The 20,224-nt window shown below is 60.2% G+C and carries 20 protein-coding genes and 1 tRNA gene; 12 read left to right on the forward strand and 9 right to left on the reverse strand.

Going from position 1 to position 20,224, the window contains the following annotated elements:
* The first annotated feature begins 1 nt into the window (after nt 1).
* Nucleotides 2–910 (forward strand): RNase adapter RapZ, encoded by a 909-nt coding sequence (rapZ, locus tag FDG13_RS03780; RefSeq protein ID WP_180125485.1) that lies wholly within the window; start codon nt 2–4, stop codon nt 908–910.
* On the opposite strand, the gene mutY is transcribed toward rapZ, so the two are convergent.
* The 3 genes from mutY to mutM all read right to left on the reverse strand — a co-directional run bounded on the left by mutY (nt 888) and on the right by mutM (nt 4,758).
* The gene (mutY, locus tag FDG13_RS03785; protein ID WP_180125486.1) at nt 888–1,934 is read right to left on the reverse strand and encodes an A/G-specific adenine glycosylase; all 1,047 of its coding nucleotides are present in this window, start codon (nt 1,932–1,934) and stop codon (nt 888–890) included. The genes rapZ and mutY overlap by 23 nt on opposite strands.
* Nucleotides 1,924–3,873 carry a dynamin family protein gene (locus FDG13_RS03790; RefSeq protein ID WP_180125487.1) on the reverse strand — a complete coding sequence of 650 codons (1,950 nt, stop codon included), beginning with the start codon at nt 3,871–3,873 and terminating at the stop codon, nt 1,924–1,926. Before FDG13_RS03790 ends, mutY begins: the two co-directional genes overlap by 11 nt.
* 69 nt (nt 3,874–3,942) lie before the next feature.
* Complete coding sequence (gene mutM, locus FDG13_RS03795; protein WP_180125488.1) at nt 3,943–4,758, reverse strand: bifunctional DNA-formamidopyrimidine glycosylase/DNA-(apurinic or apyrimidinic site) lyase; 816 nt, start codon at nt 4,756–4,758, stop codon at nt 3,943–3,945.
* A 38-nt stretch (nt 4,759–4,796) separates the two neighbouring features.
* Between mutM and FDG13_RS03800 the strand changes: the two genes are divergently transcribed.
* The 8 genes from FDG13_RS03800 to FDG13_RS03835 all read left to right on the forward strand — a co-directional run bounded on the left by FDG13_RS03800 (nt 4,797) and on the right by FDG13_RS03835 (nt 11,022).
* A complete protein-coding gene (locus FDG13_RS03800) occupies nt 4,797–6,527 on the forward strand; it encodes a tetratricopeptide repeat protein (RefSeq protein ID WP_180125489.1) in 1,731 nt (576 codons plus the stop codon).
* A gap of 122 nt (nt 6,528–6,649) precedes the next feature.
* Nucleotides 6,650–7,042, forward strand: a complete 393-nt coding sequence (locus FDG13_RS03805; RefSeq protein ID WP_255435083.1) for a lipoprotein insertase outer membrane protein LolB — start codon at nt 6,650–6,652, stop codon at nt 7,040–7,042.
* Nucleotides 7,043–7,067: 25 nt separating this feature from the next.
* Nucleotides 7,068–7,904: a 4-(cytidine 5'-diphospho)-2-C-methyl-D-erythritol kinase gene (gene ispE / locus FDG13_RS03810; RefSeq protein ID WP_180125491.1), complete on the forward strand. Its 837-nt coding sequence runs from the start codon at nt 7,068–7,070 to the stop codon at nt 7,902–7,904.
* Between the two features lie 42 nt (nt 7,905–7,946).
* Nucleotides 7,947–8,023 (forward strand) — tRNA-Gln (locus tag FDG13_RS03815).
* Between the two features lie 63 nt (nt 8,024–8,086).
* Nucleotides 8,087–9,064 (forward strand): ribose-phosphate pyrophosphokinase, encoded by a 978-nt coding sequence (locus FDG13_RS03820; protein ID WP_180125492.1) that lies wholly within the window; start codon nt 8,087–8,089, stop codon nt 9,062–9,064.
* A gap of 96 nt (nt 9,065–9,160) precedes the next feature.
* Nucleotides 9,161–9,817 (forward strand): 50S ribosomal protein L25/general stress protein Ctc, encoded by a 657-nt coding sequence (locus FDG13_RS03825; RefSeq protein WP_180125493.1) that lies wholly within the window; start codon nt 9,161–9,163, stop codon nt 9,815–9,817.
* A gap of 69 nt (nt 9,818–9,886) precedes the next feature.
* The gene (gene pth, locus FDG13_RS03830; RefSeq protein WP_180125494.1) at nt 9,887–10,555 is read left to right on the forward strand and encodes an aminoacyl-tRNA hydrolase; all 669 of its coding nucleotides are present in this window, start codon (nt 9,887–9,889) and stop codon (nt 10,553–10,555) included.
* Nucleotides 10,552–11,022: a hypothetical protein gene (locus FDG13_RS03835; RefSeq protein ID WP_180125495.1), complete on the forward strand. Its 471-nt coding sequence runs from the start codon at nt 10,552–10,554 to the stop codon at nt 11,020–11,022. The genes pth and FDG13_RS03835 overlap by 4 nt, the downstream gene beginning before the upstream one ends.
* A 48-nt stretch (nt 11,023–11,070) precedes the next feature.
* On the opposite strand, the gene FDG13_RS03840 is transcribed toward FDG13_RS03835, so the two are convergent.
* The 6 genes from FDG13_RS03840 to FDG13_RS03865 form a co-directional block, all read right to left on the reverse strand.
* Nucleotides 11,071–11,346 (reverse strand): YfhL family 4Fe-4S dicluster ferredoxin, encoded by a 276-nt coding sequence (locus tag FDG13_RS03840; protein WP_078366466.1) that lies wholly within the window; start codon nt 11,344–11,346, stop codon nt 11,071–11,073.
* Between the two features lie 37 nt (nt 11,347–11,383).
* A complete protein-coding gene (locus FDG13_RS03845; protein WP_180125496.1) occupies nt 11,384–11,839 on the reverse strand; it encodes a universal stress protein in 456 nt (151 codons plus the stop codon).
* 21 nt (nt 11,840–11,860) lie between these two features.
* Nucleotides 11,861–12,358, reverse strand: a complete 498-nt coding sequence (gene coaD / locus FDG13_RS03850) for a pantetheine-phosphate adenylyltransferase (RefSeq protein ID WP_180125497.1) — start codon at nt 12,356–12,358, stop codon at nt 11,861–11,863.
* Nucleotides 12,359–12,423: 65 nt separating this feature from the next.
* A complete protein-coding gene (rsmD, locus tag FDG13_RS03855) occupies nt 12,424–13,044 on the reverse strand; it encodes a 16S rRNA (guanine(966)-N(2))-methyltransferase RsmD (protein WP_180125498.1) in 621 nt (206 codons plus the stop codon).
* 66 nt (nt 13,045–13,110) lie between these two features.
* Nucleotides 13,111–14,466, reverse strand: coding sequence for a pitrilysin family protein (locus FDG13_RS03860; RefSeq protein ID WP_180125499.1), 1,356 nt, complete (start codon nt 14,464–14,466; stop codon nt 13,111–13,113).
* 20 nt (nt 14,467–14,486) lie between these two features.
* A complete protein-coding gene (locus FDG13_RS03865) occupies nt 14,487–15,875 on the reverse strand; it encodes a M16 family metallopeptidase (RefSeq protein WP_370528164.1) in 1,389 nt (462 codons plus the stop codon).
* 101 nt (nt 15,876–15,976) lie between these two features.
* Here FDG13_RS03865 and ftsY point away from each other — a divergent pair, with 101 nt between their 5' ends.
* From ftsY to FDG13_RS03880, 3 genes are all read left to right on the forward strand, one after another.
* The gene (gene ftsY, locus FDG13_RS03870; protein WP_180125500.1) at nt 15,977–17,092 is read left to right on the forward strand and encodes a signal recognition particle-docking protein FtsY; all 1,116 of its coding nucleotides are present in this window, start codon (nt 15,977–15,979) and stop codon (nt 17,090–17,092) included.
* Nucleotides 17,093–17,213: 121 nt separating this feature from the next.
* Nucleotides 17,214–18,947 carry a type IV-A pilus assembly ATPase PilB gene (pilB, locus tag FDG13_RS03875; RefSeq protein ID WP_078366473.1) on the forward strand — a complete coding sequence of 578 codons (1,734 nt, stop codon included), beginning with the start codon at nt 17,214–17,216 and terminating at the stop codon, nt 18,945–18,947.
* A gap of 19 nt (nt 18,948–18,966) precedes the next feature.
* Nucleotides 18,967–20,190, forward strand: coding sequence for a type II secretion system F family protein (locus FDG13_RS03880; RefSeq protein ID WP_180125501.1), 1,224 nt, complete (start codon nt 18,967–18,969; stop codon nt 20,188–20,190).
* Nucleotides 20,191–20,224 lie beyond the last annotated feature (34 nt).

Raw genomic sequence — 20,224 nt, forward strand, 5'->3', positions numbered from 1 at the left:
CATGAACACCAGCCCAAATGTGCAGATTGTGCTGATCACCGGCATGTCCGGCTCGGGCAAATCGGTGGCCTTGCACGCGCTGGAAGACCTGGGTTTTTATTGTGTGGACAACCTGCCACCTGAGCTGCTGATGCAGCTGGTGGATCTGGAGCATGCCCACCACGCCAAACATCTGGCGATTGCCATCGACGTGCGCAGCGCCAGCTCGCTGCCACTGGTGCCTGAGCAGTTGAAACAGCTCAAGGCGCGCGGGCTGCAGGTGGATTCCATCTTTCTGGATGCCACCACCGAAACGCTGATTCGCCGCTTCTCCGAAACCCGCAGGCGCCACCCGTTATCCCGGGGCGGACCGGAAAATGCCCTGCTGGACCAACGCCATGCGCTGGCCGATGCCATCGAGCTAGAGCGTGATTTGCTCAGCGACCTGCGCATGCAGGCGCATGTGATCGACTCCAGTGTGATCCGTCCGACACAGCTGCAGAGTTATGTCAAAGCCTTTATCGCCGCGCCCGGTGAACAACTGACGCTGGTGTTTGAATCCTTTTCGTTCAAACGCGGCATCCCGAGTGACGCCGATTTTGTGTTTGATGTGCGCATGTTGCCCAACCCACATTACGAGCCCGAACTGCGTGCCCTGACCGGGCAGGATGTGCCGGTGGCCGACTACCTGAAGCGGCAACCCGAGGTGCAGCGCATGCTGGACCAGATTCACACCTTCCTGAACAACTGGATGAACGATCTGGCGCAAAACCACCGAAGTTATGTGACCGTGGCCATCGGCTGCACCGGCGGGCAACACCGCTCGGTGTACCTGGTGGAGCAACTCACCGCCTTGTTTGCGCCACACTGGGTCACACTCAAGCGGCACCGTGAAATGGATGCCCGTTTTAGCCCGTCAGCAACTTCCTGATCGGTGCTGGCAGACCCAGACCTGGCCAGCGTTCAGCCTCCACCCAGGCGCCGGCCACATCCGGTGGTGAGCCCTTTGGCAACACCACAGATACCGGATGCAAATACAGGTCTTTGTGTGTCAACACATGCTTAAACACCGGCTGGTCTTGCAGCTGACTGTGTCGCGCCGGTGGCACACTGGCCAACAAGGCTTCCCGGTCACCAAACAGAGGCAGGCAGTACAGACCCGCCCAGACGCCCGGTGTGGGCCGTTGGCTCAGCCAGACTGCAGCATCGTCCGACACGGCCCACAGCAACCAGATCGTTTGCGCCGTTCTCTTGAGTTTGCGGGTTTTGACCGGAAAATTTTCCTGGCGAGCCAAAGCTTCAGCCCGGCATTGTCCGTGGAACGGACAGGCAGCGCAGGTGGGTTTTCTGGCAGTGCAAACCGTGGCCCCCAGGTCCATGATGGCCTGGGTGTAACGTGGCATGGTATGAGCCAGGTCATGGTCAGGCAGCAGGCGGTTGGCCTCCTGCCACAACAACCGCTCGTTGGCAGAGAGTGCCAGATCAGCCTCAAAACCCAGGAAACGTGTCAGCACCCGTTTGACGTTGCCATCCAGAATCGCCACGCGTTCACCAAAACAGATCGATGCCACCGCCGCCGCCGTGGACGGGCCAATGCCCGGCAGGGTCTGCAACAGCGCCGCAGTGCGGGGAAAGGCACCACCATGCACCGCCATCACCTGCTGCGCACACAGGTGCATGTTGCGGGCGCGACTGTAGTAACCCAGACCACTCCACAGGCCCAGCACATCGTCCAGCGGCGCTTGCGCCAGCGCCGCCACGTTTGGAAAGCGCGCCACAAACCGGGTGAAGTAGTCGCGCACGGTGACCACCTGGGTTTGCTGCAGCATGATCTCAGACAGCCAGACATGGTAGGGCTCGCGCGTGGCCTGCCAGGGCAGGTCGTGCCGGCCGTGGGCACGCTGCCAGTCCACCAATCTCTGCGCAAAGTTCTGCGCGACCAACTCAGGAGGCATGCACGGCCACCCCAAAACGCGCGGGGGTGGTCATCTGCAGCAGCGAGTCGGTCAACTCCACCAGCTTGAGTTCAACCTGATCCAACTCGGTGCTGCGAGCATTGATGTCCTCAATGCGTTCGTCGAGTCCACTTGAGGCCTGGCCGATACGGTCAATCGCTTCGAGCCGCCGCACAAAGTTTCTGCGTCGTTCGCGCAGCTGCGAGTCCAGCTGTGACGCAGCCGATTTGCTCCAAGCCTCAATATCACCCAGCACGGTCTCATTGACGGTGCGCATGCGGGTGCTCAGCGCCCGCACCAGACGATCCGCAAACTCGGGCTGCGCCAGTCTGAACGCATTGCCGATACCGAGGTATTGCACATGGCTGCGCTCGATCAGGTCAAGGTCACTCAGGTACGGCTCCATCTGTGGCTCATCGGGCACCTGCAGCGAAAAGCCGTATTCGGTATTGAGCTGCAAAAAGGTGGCCGCCAACATGGCGTGGATGTCGAGCCCCTTGGCATGCACTTGGCGCAAATTGGCACGCAAGCGATCGAAGGTTTCACCATATGAGCGCTTGATGCCCAGCTTGAAGCCCTTTTGTTTGAGCGCGGCGGTCAGCTGTGCCATCTCATCCTTGAGTGCCTTGGGCCCGAGCAAACCAAAAATTTCCCGAATCAGTTTCAAATGCACCGAACGCACCGCGTGAATTTTGACGCCGGCCGCATCAAATTCGGCCTGCTCCTGCGCCACCCGCGCCCGCATGTTTTTGATCACAGGTTGGTTCTTGCCCTGCAGCCCTTTGAGTTCCAGCAACTGCTCGGTCAGGTCGCGGCGGCGGATGTGCACACAGCGACCGGTCTCTCCGCGCAGCGCAGTGATACCACGGGTCACCGCAGCGCCCAGAATTTTTTGCCGCCGCCCCATGATGTCCTGGCTCAAGGCGTCTTCCAGCTGCTCCAGGCAACTGCGTTTGAGCAGCGCTGCGTCGTTCTTGACCTTGGCAAGCAGGCCTTTCTGGGCCGACACTGCCACCACTTGGTCTACGGGAATACCCAGAATCTCGGCCGAGCCGCGTTTTTGGCGCTCAATCTGTGCCTGGACCTCCTGCGGGCTGTCCAGTGCGTCCCACAAGGTGTCGATCTTGTTCAGCACCACCAGGCGTGTGGACAGGTCTTGCCCGTCTTCCACCAGGTGTTCACGCCAGATCGACAGATCAGATTGGGTCACCCCGGTGTCGGCGCCCAGGATAAACACCACCGCCTGCGCTTGCGGGATCAGGCTGACCGTGAGTTCAGGCTCGGCACCAATCGCATTCAAGCCTGGTGTATCCAAAATGACCAGGCCCTGCTTGAGCAAAGGGTGGGCGATGTTGATCAAGGCGTGGCGCCACTTGGGCACCTCCAGCAGGCCATGGGCATCCGGCATCACGTTGCCATCGTCGCTGTGCCAGAAGCCCAGGGCACGCGCCTCGTCCTGGGTGACACGGCGGGTTTCTGCCACTTTGGCAAAAGCTTCGGCCAGTTGCTTCGGGTTGTTGACCTCCAGCTCCAGGCGCTCCCACTTCTCGGGTGCCAGGCGCCACTCCATGAGGGACTGCGGCTGCAGGCGGGTCTCGATGGGCAACAGGCGCAAACACGGTGGCACCTCCGGGTCGTAGGCCATCTCGGTGGGACACATGGTGGTGCGCCCGGCGCTGGCAGGCATGATGCGCCGACCATAACCTGCAAAAAAAATCGCGTTGATCAACTCCGACTTACCACGCGAAAACTCTGCCACAAAGGCCACAGTCACCTTGTCGACACGCACCTGGGTTTCGAGCCGGTGCAAACGGTCCTCCACCGATGCATCCAGCAGATCTTGGTCCTTCAACCATTGGGACAACAGCTTGAGGCGCAAGGCAAACTCACGCCGCCAGGCACTGTGCTGGTCAAATTTGTCGTTGAATGAAGTTCCCAATCTGCCTCCAAAACGTGGGTCGTCGATCAATATAGCACCCTCGCCAACGCGTCCCCTGCGCGACACTTGTCAGGCTTTTTGACAAGTCGGGCAGTAAAACGTGGATCGCTGGCCCTGGCGCAGCAGTTTGATGACCGTGTCACACCGCCTGCACGGTAAACCCGCACGGCCATAAACCATGGCTTCCAGCTGGAAATAGCCGGGTTTGCCGTCACTGCTGGAGAAATCGCGCAAAGTGCTGCCCCCCTGCTCCACCGCCCTGGCCAGCACATCACGTATCGCCGCATGTAATCTGGTCACCTTGGGTCTGCTGAGTGTATGGGCTGGGCTGGTGGGTCGGATACCAGCCAGAAACAAGGCTTCGGAGGCATAAATATTGCCCACCCCCACCACCAGCTCACCCGCCAGCAACACCTGTTTGATCGGCGCCTGCCGGCGCTTGAGGCCCTGGGCAAACAGGCCGAGCTCAAAGGCTTCCGACAAAGGCTCCATGCCCAGATGCCCCAGTAGCTTGATCGCCAGAGAGGCGCTCAAACTCTCCACATACACCACCGCACCAAAACGGCGTGGGTCGTTCAAGCGCAGACAACCGCGCGTGGTGAGCAGTTCAAAATGGTCATGGACACCCGGAGCAGGCAGATCTGCGGCAAAACGCAGGCTCCCCGACATGCCCAGGTGCACCAGCAACCAACCCTGACTCAATGCAATCAACAGGTATTTGCCGCGCCGGTCTACGGTTTTGACCGATCGGCCCACCAATTCCTGCGGCAAGCAAGCGAGCGGCCAGCGCAGCGGTTTGCCCAGGAATACCGCCAACACCTGAGCGCCCTCAATGGCATCCACAAAACTGCGGCGGGTGACTTCTACTTCAGGTAATTCAGGCATGAGACAAATATCCTTGGGGCTTGGATTATTATGAATGGATGCGCCTCACATCCGTCCTACTGCCCCTGCTGCTGTCCTGCTCGCTCGGGATACATGCCCAGACTGCCAGCCCCAAAGAGCCCGTCTCCAAACGCTCTGCACTGGACGCACCTCTGTTCTATGAAATCTTGCTGGGTGAAATCAACGCCCGCGTGCAGGAGCCGGGGGCGGCTTTTTCGCTGCTGCTGGATGCGGCGCAAAAAACCAAAGAGCCCGCGTTGTTTCGGCGTGCGGTTCAGGTCGCTTTGCAGGCGCGCTCAGGCGACTCCGCACTGCAGGCCGCCAGAGCCTGGAGCCAGGCCATTCCCGACTCCAGGGAAGCGAACCATTTTGTCGTGCAGATTCTGCTCGGCTTGAACCGTGTTGCCGAGACCCAGGAGGTCCTCAAACGCGAGATCAGCTTGGCCCCCGCCAAAGAGCGACGTGATTTGATCTGGTCTCTGCCCCAAGCATTTGAGCGCATGAGTGATCGGCCACTGGCAGCCTCCACCATCCAAAAAGCCCTGAGCCCTTGGCTCAGCGACCCAGGCTTGGGCGCCACCGCGTGGGCCGTCGTCGGGCGTTTGTGGCAAGCCGCCAATGACAACACCAAGGCCCTGGATGCCGCCACCAAGGGCTTGGCCATGGACCCACGCTCCGAACACCCGGCGCTTCTGGCGCTGTCGCTGATGCAGCCACAGACGCCCCAGGCCGAGAGTCTGGTCAAGAAACATTTGCCCAATGCCCGGCCAGAGTTCCGCATGGCCTACATCAAGGTTCTGCTGAAAAACCGACGCGAAGACGAAGCACAGCGCCAGTTGCAAACCATCCGGACCGACACCCCCGACTACCCCGATGCCTGGCTGATTGACGGCGCATTGGCCATGCAGGCTGGCCAGTCTGCCCTGGCTGAAAGACAGTTCCAGCGTTACCTGGAGCTGGTTGACGCCCAGCCTGCGCTGCAACAAGCAGCAGAGACCAAACGCGGCCGCTCACAAGCCTTTTTGTCCTTGTCGCAGCTGGCGCAACAGCGCAAGGATCTCCAAGCCGCCGAGGCCTGGTTGCAACGGATCGACAACCCGGAAGATGTGTTGCGTGCACAGGTCCGCCGGGCCGCGTTGATCGCCAAACAAGGCCGGGTGGACGAGGCCATCAGCTTGATCCAGAGTCTGCCCGAGAACTCGGATGCCGACGCCGGTCTCAAACGCTCGGCCGAGGTGCAGCTGCTGCGGGATGAAAAACTCTACGCCCGTGCGCGCGACAGACTGCAGCAACTCACCACACAGTTTCCCGACGACCTCGAACTTCTCTACGAATTGGCCATGGCACATGAGAAACTGGGCAACCTGGCTGAGATGGAACGTCTGTTGCGTACACTGATAGCAGCCCGGCCGGATGACGCCAACGCCTACAACGCCCTGGGTTATTCGCTGGCCGACCACAACATGCGGCTGCCCGAAGCCATCACACTGATCAAAAAAGCCCTGGAGCTTTCACCCAACAACCCCTTTATCACCGACAGCCTGGCCTGGGCCGAGTTCCGCAGCGGCAACTTCACCGAGGCTGTGCGGCTGTTGCGCAGTGCGTACAAAGAGCGGCCAGACGCTGAAATTGCCGCCCATTTGGGCGAGGTACTGTGGCAAGCGGGTCAGCAGCAAGAGGCCATCCAGGTGTTTCGTGATGGTCTCAAAATCAATCCCGACAACGACACCCTCAGCGACACCATCCAACGCCTGCGTGTTCCGCTGTGAAGAGTCGCCGCGCCGTACTCGCCTCGGGCATATTGTCAGCTATATTTTTAGCAGCTGGGTGTGCAAGCAATACAAGGGCTAGGGGCAAAAATGGTCTTGAACCTCTGATCTGGCGCGGGCGTTTGTCCTTGCGTGTGCAGGAGGATGCCAAGGCGGTATCGCAACAAGGCCAGTCCTTCAGTGCAGCCTTTGAATTGCAGGGCAACCCGGCGCAGGGCGAGTTGCAGTTCTTCACCCCACTGGGCAGCACGGCCGCCGCCTTGTCCTGGTCACCCACTGGGGCGTTGCTGCAGGCCCGGGGCGAAACGCGTGAGTTCAGCGATCTGACGCAGTTGCTCACCTCCTTGCTGGGCACCGATGTGCCGGTGGCCGCCTTGTTTGCCTGGCTCGAAGGCCAGCCACAGGTGGTGCCTGGCTGGCAGGTTGATCTGTCGCAAAGAGCGCAAGGCAAAATCCAGGCGCGCCGCACCTCGCCCGAACCAGTTGCTGAACTGCGGGTGCTGCTCGACGACTGACTTCCAGGCTTTTTCCCTTGCCACCATGAAATCCATCTACGATATTTGCGCGCCTGCCAAGCTCAACCTCTTTTTGCACATCGTGGGACGCCGCCCCGACGGCTACCATTTGCTCGAATCGGTGTTCATGCTGATCGATTGGAGCGACACATTGCACGTCGAGTTACGCCAGGATGGTCAGATCAGCCGGGAAGACCTGAGCACACCCCTGCCGCCCAACGACCTGATAGTGCGCGCTGCGCAGGCGCTGCAACAAGCCAGTGGCACAAGCTACGGCGCCCATATTTGCATCGATAAACAGATACCAGCACAAGCCGGCATGGGTGGTGGCTCGTCCGATGCCGCCAGCACCTTGCTGGCCTTGAACCGCTTGTGGGGTCTGAACCTGAGCCTGGCGAGCCTGAAGGCCATTGGCCTGAAACTCGGTGCTGACGTGCCTTTTTTCCTGGGGGGTAACAACGCCTGGGTCACCGGTATTGGCGAGATCATGACCCCCGTAGAGGTGCCTCCCGCACGGTTTGTGGTGGTCAAACCAAACCAAGGTTTGGAAACCCAGAGAATTTTTTCTCATCCAGATTTGAAAAGAGACACCAAATCCGCTATACTTTCAGGCTTCGCTGCAGACGCCTTTGGCTTCGGTCAAAACGACTTGCAGAGTGTTGCCGAGAAGTTATGCCCTGAAATCAGCCAAGCTTTGGATTGGTTAAAAACTTCAGGACTGCCTGGTCGGATGACTGGCTCTGGAAGTGCGGTGTTTGCGCAAACGTTGCATAATTTTGAAACGCGCAGTTCGTCTGGGTCGTTTCAAGTCAGGTTGTGCAACAACCTGCCAGCACATCCCCTGCAAGGGTGGGCTGTCTAGGATAGGTTTATCGGTGTGTCATGCTGCATGATGCACCCGTGTAGGGGAGTCGCCAAGCTGGTTAAGGCACTGGATTTTGATTCCAGCATGCGAAGGTTCGAATCCTTCTTCCCCTGCCAAATATTCTTGCATGTTGTTTGGCAACATGCCGAAGTAACAGCGATCTACCAGTTGGGAACACCATGCAATCCGATCAACCGCCCGAGTTCATGGTTTTCACCGGCAATGCCAACCCCGCGTTGGCAGCAGACATTGCAAGCCACCTCAAAACCGGTGTGGGTGCTGCAGAAGTGGGTCGTTTCTCGGATGGTGAAGTCACCGTCGAAATCAAACAAAACGTGCGTGCCCGCGATGTGTTCGTGGTGCAGAGCACTTGCCAGCCGACCAACGAAAACCTGATGGAATTGCTGATCATGGTCGATGCGCTTAAGCGTGCATCTGCTGAACGGATCAGCGCGGTGATCCCCTACTTTGGTTACGCCCGGCAAGACCGCCGCCCGCGCTCCAGCCGGGTGCCGATCTCAGCCAAGGTGGTCGCCAACATGCTGCAGGCCGTGGGTGTGGCCCGGGTGTTGACCATGGACTTGCATGCCGACCAGATTCAGGGCTTTTTTGACATCCCGGTGGACAACATTTACGCCTCGCCGGTGTTGCTCGGTGACCTGCGTCAGAAAAATTACGACGACCTGATTGTGGTCTCCCCCGACGTGGGTGGTGTGGTGCGTGCACGTGCGCTGGCCAAACAACTCGGTTGTGACCTGGCCATCATCGACAAACGCCGCCCCAAGGCCAATGTCAGTGAAGTGATGCATGTGATCGGTGAAATTGAAGGCCGCAACTGCGTCATCATGGACGACATGATCGACACCGCGGGTACGCTGGTCAAAGCGGCAGAGGTGCTCAAACAACGCGGTGCCAAAAAGGTATATGCCTATTGCACCCACCCGATCTTTTCCGGCCCGGCGATCGACCGCATCAGCAACGGCCAGGCCCTGGACGAAGTGGTGGTGACCAACACCATCCCGCTGAGCCCCAACGCCATGGCCTGCCACAAGATCCGGCAGCTCAATGTGGCACCGCTCATCGCCGAAACCATCCACCGGATTGCCCTGGGCAAGTCGGTCATGAGTTTGTTTTCTGATCAGGACAACCTGTTCTGACCGGAATCTCAAGTGGCTCGTGCGCCCATTCGGGGTGCCGGGCTTTTTTTAGTCAGGGTCGCACTGGTCGCGGTCGGCCCCATCAGGAGTTAGAACATGAAATTAGTCGCTTTTGAGCGCGCCAAGCAAGGTACGGGTGCGAGCCGCCGTCTGCGCATCACTGGTCGCACACCCGGTATCGTTTACGGTGGTGCCACCGAGCCCCAACTGATCGAGGTGGACCACAACGCCCTGTGGCACGCCCTGAAGAAGGAAGCCTTCCACGCCAGCGTTCTGGACATGGACATCGGTGGCAAGGAACAAAAGGTTCTGCTGCGCGACGTGCAAGTGCACCCGTTCAAACAATTGGTTCTGCATGTGGACTTCCAGCGCGTGGATGCCAACACCAAGTTGCACATGAAGGTGCCATTGCACTTCGTGGGTGACGACCAGTCCGTCGCGGTTAAGTCTGAAGGTTGTATCGCCAACCACGTGATCAGTGAACTCGACGTGTTGTGCCTGCCCGCTGACTTGCCTGAATTCATCACCGTGGACCTGAGCGGCCTGCGCAAGGGCAGCTCGCTGCACCTGCAAGACCTGCCTCTGCCCAAGGGTGTCAAGGCCGTCTCGCACGGTAGCGACAAGAACCCGGTGGTGGTGTCGGTGGTGGTGGTTGCCGCTGCCGAAGCACCCGCCGCTGAAGCAGCACCTGCTGCTGACGCCGCAGCCAAGCCAGCTGGCAAAGCAGGCGCCAAACCCGCTGCCAAGAAATAAGTCCTCTGCGACTATGCAAGAGCCCACTTCGGTGGGCTTTTTTTATGGCCCGCTTGCATAATTCACACCATGATTCGACTCTTTGTTGGCCTCGGCAACCCCGGGCCGGACTACTCAGCCACCCGCCACAACGCCGGGTTTTGGTGGCTCGACGCCGTTGCCAAGGCACTTAACACCTCGCTGGTGTTTGACAAAAGTTACCACGGCCTGACCGCGCGCACCGTGGTCAACGGCCAAAACGTCTGGCTGCTGGCGCCCCAGACCTTCATGAACCTGAGTGGCAAATCGGTGGCGGCGCTGGCCAACTTTTTCAAGATCAGTCCGCAGGAGATGCTGGTGGCACATGACGAGCTGGACATCGCGCCTGGAGAGGCCAAGCTCAAGTTGGGTGGCAGCCACGCTGGCCACAACGGCCTGCGCGACATCCACGCCCAACTCGGCACCGACCAGTATTGGCGCCTGCGCTTGGGGGTGGGCCACCCGGGCAACAAGGCAGAGGTGGTGCACTGGGTGCTGAAAAAGCCCTCGCCTGACCACCGCATCGCCATAGAACAAACCATTGACCGCGCGCTCAAGGCCCTGCCACAGCTGCTGGCGGGTGACATGGAACAGGCCACCCGTTTGATCCACACCAGCAAGCCCCCCCGGCCAAAAATCCCCCGCCCTGCGCCGCCTGTAGCCTTGCCACCCGCAGACGCAGACCCCAACAGCTCCGTCATGAAAGTGGCCACACCATGAACACCCAGCGCTGGTCAATTGCTTTAATAGTTATAGCTGCCAGCGCTTTCTCCACCTGGGCTAGAGCCGAAAATATCTATAAATGTGGCACAAGCTACAGCCAGTCTCCGTGCCCGGGCGGCAAACTGCTGGACGTCGATGACAGTCGCGACCCCCAACAGAAAAAACTCAAGGACGAAATCACCCAGCGTGATGCCGAGCTGGCCCGGGATATGGAAAGAGACCGTCTGACCAACGAAAAAGCGTTGCGTGCGGCCGACGCCAAACGCCCCTTTGCGCCCTCACCCCCTGCTCAGGTGGTGGTGGTTCGGGAAGAGCCTGTGCTCATCAAACCCAAGCGTTTTAAACACAAAACCGCCAAACAACTGGGTTTTGTGGCCGAGGTGCCCGAGGCACGGCGCCCGCCCGTCAAAAAGAAATCTGCCAAGAAAAACGGCGCCGAAAACCCAACCTTAGGGCAGCGCTGACACTACCCGGTCAGCGTGCACTGTGCGACACAGCCAGCAGCCCAGTGATCAAGACGACGCGGTACTCACCCCAACCGCCAGCACTTGCAAGCGGCGGTATTTTTGCAGCAAGGTTTCGCGGTCTTCCACAAACGCCGGATTGACCGGAATGCAGTTCACCGGGCACACCTGCACACACTGGGGTTCATCAAAGTGGCCGACACACTCGGTGCATTTGGCCGGATCAATCTGGTAGAAGTCCGGCCCCATGGAGATCGCCTGGTTCGGGCACTCGGGCTCACACACATCACAGTTGATGCATTCGTCGGTGATCAGCAATGCCATGTGCCGGGTCCTGGGTACACGTGAAAATGCGCGCGCTTCAAGCCGTCAGCTCGGCCTCGAGGTCTTCCGTGGCTTTCACAATCACCACCGGCACACCGGCGGCGTGTAACAGCTCGTTGGACACCGAACCCAGCAAAGCACTGCGCAAGGTGCTGGTGCCGCTGGCCCCCATCATCACCATGTCGCAGCCGTAGTTTTCCAGAATGTCCACCAGGGTGTGTGCCGGGTCGCCGGTGCTGACCTCGCTCTCAAAAGCAATGCCCGCATCCTCCAGCAGCGTCTGAGCGGGTTTCAGGGTGTTGGCACCCGCATCGGCGCTGACCTGCTCGATCACCTGCGGGTCATGCGCCACCATCAGCTCATACAAGCTGGCGTGTTCTTGCACATTGGCCAGCACCACCGAGGTGTTCAGCCCGTCACCGGCCAGCCGGATGGCAAACTGCACAGCCTCCAGCGCAGCGGCCGAACCATCAAAAGGCAAAAGAATCTTCATGGTGTTCTCCAGTTAAACAGGTCAGGCGGCAGACGCGCCGCGCACTTTGGCCAGCAGCCGCTGGTTGACACCCGGCGACACAAAAGCGTCCACCTCACCACCCAGGGTGGCGATCTCGCGCACCAGGGTGCTCGATATGAACTGGTATTTGTCGCTGGGTGCCAGAAAAATCGTTTCAACCTTGGGCATCAGGGTGCGGTTCATGCCCGCCAGCTGGAATTCGTAATCAAAGTCGGTCACCGCGCGCAGGCCACGCACCATCACCTTGGCGCCCCGGCTGATGACAAAGTCACGCAGCAGGCCGTGAAACTCCGCCACCTCGACACCCGGCACATCGGACAAAGCGGTGTGCGCCATGTCCAGCCGTTCCTGCACCGAAAACATGGTTTTTTTATGGTGCCCGGCCGCCACCGCGACGATCACCTGGTCAAACAGCTGGGCAGCACGGCGCACGATGTCTTCATGCCCCAGGGTGATCGGGTCAAAGGTGCCGGGGTAAATCGCTATCAGGTGGGGCATGGTTCAGGTTTCTTGCCAAGGGATGAGGCCGATTATCGTGCCGCACTGCCCCGGGCTGGCCGCCTTCAAAATGCAATCACCCCACTGCGTCGCAGCAAATGGGCGTGTACCGCACCCGCCTTGAGATAACGGTAGACCTGCAGCTGGGCCGTTTGCAGCTGTTCATCGGTCCAGCGTTTGGGCGCTTCCAGATACACAAAACCTTGCTCGGTCACGGCTTGGCCTGCGGCCAGCACCGCTGCCTCAAACACATCCGAGTCAAACGGCGGGTCCAGAAAAATGGCGTCCAGGCTATTGGGGCTGGCACGTTTGAGCGCAGACACACCGTCTGCACGTTCGATGTGCACCGTGTCGATCTTCAAATGGCTGGCCGTGCGTTTGAGCTGATCCACCAAGGCCGCGTCGTTTTCCACCAGCCGCACCTCTTTGGCACCACGCGAGACCGACTCGAAACCCAGCGCGCCAGTCCCCGCAAACGCGTCCAGGCAACGCCAGCCGCTCAGGTCCTGGCCGAGCCAGTTGAACAAGGTCTCGCGCACCCGGTCTGGTGTCGGGCGCAGTCCAGGTTTATCTGCGACCGGCAGTTTGCTGCGTTTGAACAAGCCCCCAATGATGCGAACCTCATGGCTTTGGACGGCGCGGGGACGCACAGGTTTGCGGTAGGGGGCGGGTGGGTCTTTTTTCATGGGTCAGGGTGGGGGGAATCAAAACAGTGCGGGCATGTTATCCGGTGTGGCCGGGCGTTTGACCTGTCAGCGGCCACCGAGTACCACGGTGACCATGCGATCAGGTTGTAGCTTGCGGGCAATCGCGGCTTGGATGTCGGCCACCGTCACTTTGTTGACCTGCTGCGTCCAGGTATCGAGGTAATTCAAGGGCAAATTGTTCCAGGCGATGTTGGCCACATTGCCCAGCAGCTTGCGGTTGCTGTCGATCAACAGTGCAAAACCACCCACCAGGTTGTCCTTGGCGGCCTGCAACTCGGCCTGGGTCGGCCCGTTGGTGACAAAATTGGACAACACCTCGCGCACCACCTTGACCGCCTCATCCGCCTGGTCAGGCCGGGTTTGCAGCCCAATGGTGAAGGCCCCGGCGTGTTGGCCCGGCGCAAAACCGCTGGACACGCTGTAGCTCAGGCCACGCTTTTCACGCACCTCGTGGGTCAGGCGCGAGACAAAACCACCGCCACCGAGGATGTAGTTGCCCACGGTGAGCGCGAAGTAATCCGGGTCGTCACGTTTGAAACCGGGCTGGCCGATCAGCACATGGGCCTGGGCCGAATCAAAGGCGATGCGCTGCTCGGACGGCCCCGTCAACGGCTGCACTTCGGCCACGGCGGGCAAGGGTGCGCAAGCTGCCTGCGTATCAACTGGCAACTTGCTCAGCAATTGCATCACCAAGGCGTCAGCCTGCACCTGGTTGACCGCGCCCACCACCGTGACTTTGGCGCGGCAGGGGCGAATCATCTGGCGGTACAGCGCCTGCATGTCGGCCACCTCGATCTTGGCCAGCGTGGCCTCGGTCATCTCGTACCCGTAAGGGTGGCTGCCATAGATGGCCTGGGCAAAAGCACGTCCTGCCAGGGTACCCGGTCGGGTGTTGGCCTCTTTGAGGGCCGATTGCAGGCTGCTGCGTTCACGTTGCCAGATGTCGACCGGGAACGCGGGCTGTGCCAGCTGCCGCGCAGCGAGCTGCACCGCCCGGCCCAACAGATCCGGGTAGGTGAGCGAGCGCAAGGAAAAGCTCATGCGGTCGTTGCCAGCGCCTGCCGAGAAACTCGCGCCGAGGTCGGCCCAGGCCTCACCCAGGGCGTTTTCATCCAGGGCGGGCTCGTCCGGGCCAGACCCAGCCAACACGCCATGGCTAACCATGCTGGCGGCCACACTGGCCAGCCCCGCTTGGGTGGCCGGATCACGGCGCTCACCGGCGTCAAAGTCGATCTGCACATCCACCATCGGGATGGCCGGGCTTTGCACCAGGTAGACCTGGGCGCCGCTGGTTTGGGTCCAGTGTTCGATGGGAAGGGCGGCCCACGCGGAGTTGATAAGAAATAGGCTTGTAGCCCCCGTCCATAAAGCGCAAGTAGCTATTTTTTTTAGAGTGTTCATAAGGTGATAAGCCATCTGTCTCAGTGTCTGGCGCCGGTCGGCGGCGTGCGAGTTTTGCGGGTTTTGTCAGGCGTCTGGGGCAGCAGCTGCGCCACGGTGAGCTGATCATCCCCAAAATACCGCGCCGCCACGGCCTTGACCTGCTCTGCGGTGACGGCACGCAGGCGCTGCACCAGCACCTCACCTGCGTCCACCGGCAGGCCTTGCGCCCACTGGCTGCCCAGTTCACGGGCCTGGTTGAACAAGGAGTCGAGTTTGTAGACCTCACTAGCGACCCACTGGGTTTTGACACGCGCCAGCTCGGCCTCGGTGATACCTTCGGTGGCCACCCGCTGCACCTGGGCGCGTAGGGCCTGTTCCACCTGCTCGGTGGTTTTGCCTTGGGTGGGCACACCCATCAACACAAACAGCTGCGGCCCGCGCCCCCACAGGCCGTTGTAAGCACCCACGCTGTCGGCCACCTTGTCCGGCCCCTGGGTCAGCGCACGCTCCAGCCGGGCGCCCTGGTAGCCGTCCAGCACGGCAGCCAAAACGGTCAAGCCCAGGGCATCGTCCTGCGCCTGCACATCGGCTGACCATTGCAGGCTGGGCACCTTGAAGGCCAACGTCACCTGGGCCTGCTCGGCCGGGGCCTTGAAGCTCAGGCGTTTGATGCCACTTTGCAACGGCTCGGTGCGTGGTTTGCGCTCGGGCACAGCGCGGGTCGGCAAGCGGCCGTAATACTTGTCGGCCAAGGCGCGCACCTGCGCCACGTCCACATCACCGGCCACCACCACGGCAGCGTTGGCGGGCACATACCAGCGCTGGTAAAAGGAGCGGGCGTCAGCGGGGGTCAAGGCATCGAGATCACTCATCCAGCCCACAATCGGGCGGCGGTACGGAGACGCTACAAATACGGCAGCAGTGAGCGCTTCATTTATCAGGGCCAGAGGGTTATCTTCTGTGCGAAGGCGGCGTTCTTCCTTGACCACCTCAAGTTCTTTTTTGAAGGCCTCGTCTGACCACTGCATGTGGGCGAAACGGTCCGACTCCAGCCGCATCACGTCTTCCAGGCGTTGTGCCGGGATCATCTGGTAATACCCGGTGTAGTCACGACTGGTGAACGCGTTGTCGCGCCCGCCCAGAGCCGCGACCCGGCGAGAGAACTCGCCCTCGGGCACGCTGGGGGTGCCTTTGAACATCATGTGCTCCAGCACATGGGCGACACCGGAGCTGCCGTCCACCTCGTCCATCGAGCCCACACGTACCCACAACATGTGGACAGCGGTAGGTGCACGTCGGTCGGGTTTGACGATCAAGGTCAGCCCGTTGGCCAGGGTGAACTGCCGGGCGCGGCTGGCCTCGGCGGTGGCTGGTGGGGCGCCGGGTGGTGGAGCGACTTGCGCTGTGGCGGCGTGGCTGAAGACCATCGCCATCCACAGGGGCACCAGGCAATGGGTGGCAACATAAAAAAGCGTAGCAAGAGAGGTTGGACGTTTCATAGAATGCTGTGATACCACGAAACCCCAAAATGTTCAGCTTCTTCAAAAAAAAGTCCGTAGCGCCTCCCCCTGCATCACCTGCCCCTGAGGCGGGTCTGCCAGCCGCCGAAGTCGCAGCCCCATTGGTGCAGACTCCGGTATCCCCATCGCCAGACCCGCTGCCACCGGTATCTGCACCCGTCACAGCAAGCACCGCCGCCGAAACACCGGCGCGCAGCTCCTGGCTGGCCAAACTCACGAATGGCCTGCGCAAAACCGGGGCCAGCATCGCCACGGTGTTCACCGGCACCCAGATTGACGACGCGCTCTACGAAGACCTGGAGTCAGCGCTGCTGATGGCTGACACCGGCGTCAAAGCCACTGAGCATCTGCTGGAAGACCTCAAGCGCCGGGTCAAAGACAGTAAAACCACCGACCCGGCAGCGGTCAAGGGGCTGCTGGTGCAGTCCCTCACCGACCTGTTGCTGCCGCTGCAAAAGCCGCTGTTGATTGGCCAGTTCAAACCCACGGTGATCATGGTGGCTGGTGTCAATGGCGCGGGCAAAACCACCTCGATTGGCAAACTCACCCGGCATCTGGCCAGCGACGGTGCCAGTGTGCTGCTGGCAGCGGCCGACACCTTTCGGGCGGCGGCGCGCGAACAGTTGGGTGTCTGGGCCGACCGCAACACGGTCGACATCATCAGCCAGGACGGCGGTGACCCGGCGGCGGTGTCCTTTGACGCGGTCAGCGCCGGCAAAGCACGCGGGCGCGATGTGGTGCTGGTCGACACCGCTGGGCGCCTGCCGACCCAGCTGCACCTGATGGAAGAGTTGAAAAAGATCAAACGGGTGATCCAGAAAACCGGCCCGCTGGTGAATCTGGCCAGCGATGACAGCGCCAGCAGCATCCCGCCGCACGAGGTGTTGCTGGTCATTGATGGCAACACCGGCCAGAACGCACTCAACCAGGTCAAGGCCTTTGACGACACCCTGGGGCTGACCGGCCTGATCGTGACCAAGCTGGATGGCACGGCCAAGGGCGGCGTGCTGGCGGCGATTGCCCGCGAGCGGCCGATTCCGGTCTACTTCATCGGTGTCGGTGAAAAGCTTGAAGACCTGGAAACCTTCAACGCCCAGGAGTTTGCCCAGGCCTTGCTGTCTTAAGCGCTCATACCGTGAACGATGCCACCGACAACTTCAATAAGTCGCGTATTTGCCAACTCAGACACGAGCAAGTCACCCTGATAAGTTAAAACCCGCCATCCAGGTAGTACATTCTCACCTTATGTCCATCACCGAACTTATGCCGCTCAGCATGCCCGCCAGCAACCTGCCTGGCCTGGGGCGCACGTTGGTGATGGCCGGCAAGCTCGATCAGAAGTCCGCCGAAGACATTTTCCGCAAAGCCCTGGCCAAACGGTCCAGCTTCATTGCGGAGATCACCGGATCGGGCGCGGTGTCGGCCACAGACCTGGCGCACACCTTGTCACTGGCGTTTGCGGTGCCCATGATTGACCTGGACGCGGTCAACCCGCTGCTGCTGCCGCGTGGCCTGCTTGATAGCAAAATCTGCCAAGACTACCGTCTGGTGGTGCTCGGAAAACGGCAAAACCGCCTGATCGTCGCCACGGCCGACCCGTCTGACCAGCAGTCGGCCGAGAAGATCAAGTTCTCAACCCAGCTCAGTGTCGACTGGGTGGTGGCCGAGTACGACAAGCTGCTCAAACTGGTGTCCACCAATTCACTGTCGGCCACGGAGTCGATCGACAACATCATTGGTGACAATTTCGAGTTCGACGAGCTGATGTCCGAGCAGGTGAGCGACAGCGCGGCGGCGGCCTCCTCCGAGGTAGATGACGCACCGGTTGTCAAGTTTTTGCACAAGATGATGCTCGACGCGTTTTCCATGCGCGCCTCGGACTTGCACTTTGAACCTTACGAGCACAACTACCGCGTGCGTTTTCGCATCGACGGTGAGTTGCGCGAAATTGCCTCACCACCGATTGCCATCAAGGAGAAACTGGCATCGCGCATCAAGGTGATCTCCAAAATGGACATCTCCGAGAAGCGGGTGCCGCAAGACGGCAAGATGAAGCTCAAGGTCGGGCCGGATCGCGTGATCGACTTCCGTATCAGCACCTTGCCCACCCTGTTTGGCGAGAAGATCGTGATCCGGATTCTTGACCCCAGCACCGCCAAGATGGGCATTGACGCGCTGGGTTACGAGCCAACAGAAAAAGAGCGGCTCATGCAGGCCATCGGTCGGCCCTACGGCATGATCCTGGCCACCGGCCCGACTGGCTCGGGCAAAACCGTGTCGCTCTACACCTGCCTGAACCTGCTCAACAAACCGGGCGTGAACATCGCCACGGTGGAAGACCCGTCCGAAATCAATCTGCCTGGCGTCAACCAGGTCAATGTCAACGAGAAAGCCGGGCTGACCTTTCCGGTGGCGCTCAAGTCCTTTCTGCGGCAAGACCCCGACATCATCATGGTGGGGGAAATCCGCGACTTGGAAACGGCCGATATTGCCATCAAGGCCGCACAGACAGGGCACTTAGTGCTATCAACTTTGCACACAAATGACGCCCCATCGACCCTCACGCGGATGCGCAATATGGGTGTGGCGCCGTTCAATATTGCGTCGAGTGTGTTGCTGATCACGGCACAACGTCTGGCTCGCCGTTTGTGCCCCAGCTGCAAAAAAGCGATAGAGATACCCGACAAAGCCCTGCTCGAAGCGGGTTTCCATCCCGAAGACCTCGATGGCAGCTGGAAACCCTACCACCCGGTGGGTTGCAGCGCCTGCAACAACGGTTACAAAGGCCGCATCGGCCTGTACCAGGTGATGCCCATCAGTGAAGAGATCCAGCGCATCATCCTGCGTGACGGCAGCACGCTGGACATCGCCGAGCAGGCCCGGCGCGAAGGTGTGAAAACCATGCGCGAGTCTGGCCTGCACAAAGTGAAGATGGGGCTGACTTCTCTTGAAGAAGTTTTGGCTGTTACCAACGAGTAAACCACCACAATCGGCGCACATGGCAACCGACAAAACGAAACCCAAAACAGTCAAGGAATTTGTCTTCGAGTGGGAAGGCAAGGACCGCAATGGCAAACAAGTGCGAGGAGAGACACGCGCCGCTGGTGAAAACCAAGTCACCGCTGCGCTGCGCCGCCAGGGGGTGATGCCCACCAAGATCAAAAAGCGCCGCATGAGCGCTGGCAAACGCATCAAGCCCAAGGACATTGCCATCTTCACACGCCAACTCGCCACCATGATGAAAGCCGGTGTGCCGCTGCTGCAGGCGTTTGACATTGTGGGCCGGGGCAACCCCAACCCGAATGTGACGCGCCTGCTCAATGACATCCGCAACGATGTGGAAACTGGCACATCGCTGTCGGTCGCGTTTCGCAAATACCCGCTGCACTTTGACGCGCTCTACTGCAATTTGGTCGAAGCGGGTGAAGCCGCCGGTATCCTGGACCAGCTGCTGGACCGCCTGGCGGTCTACATGGAAAAGACCGAGGCGATGAAGTCCAAGATCAAGTCCGCCTTGATGTACCCGATTGCGGTCTTGATCGTGGCCTTTGTGGTCACGGCGGTCATCATGATTTTTGTGGTGCCGTCGTTCAAGGAGGTGTTCACCAGTTTTGGTGCCGACCTGCCTGCGCCCACACTGGTGGTTATTGCCATGAGCGAGTTTTTTGTTGCCTACTGGTGGCTGATTTTTGGTGGCCTGTTTGGTGGTTTCTACTTTTTCATGCAGGCCTGGCGACGCAACATCAAGGTGCAGATCTTCATGGACCGGCTGATGCTCAAGCTGCCGATTTTTGGCGTGCTGGTGGAGAAGTCCAGCATTGCACGCTGGACACGCACACTTTCCACCATGTTCGCCGCTGGTGTGCCACTGGTGGAGGCGCTCGATTCGGTGGGCGGCGCCGCAGGTAACTATGTGTTCGAGTCGGCCACGGTCAAGATCCAGCAGGAGGTGTCCACAGGCACCGCCCTGACGGCAGCGATGACCAACGCCAACCTGTTCCCGTCGATGGTGCTACAGATGTGTGCCATTGGTGAAGAGTCGGGCTCGATTGACCACATGTTGGGCAAAGCCGCCGACTTTTACGAGTCCGAGGTGGATGACATGGTGGCCGGCATTTCCAGCCTGATGGAGCCCATCATCATCGTGGTCCTGGGTACCGTCATTGGCGGCATTGTGGTGGCGATGTACCTGCCGATCTTCAAGCTTGGACAGGTGGTTTAAAGGCCTGTTGCCCGTCTGGCAGCGCCAATCTCCT

Origin of the sequence: Rhodoferax sp. BLA1 (genome assembly GCF_013416775.1) — a bacterium.
GTDB lineage: Bacteria > Pseudomonadota > Gammaproteobacteria > Burkholderiales > Burkholderiaceae_C > Rhodoferax.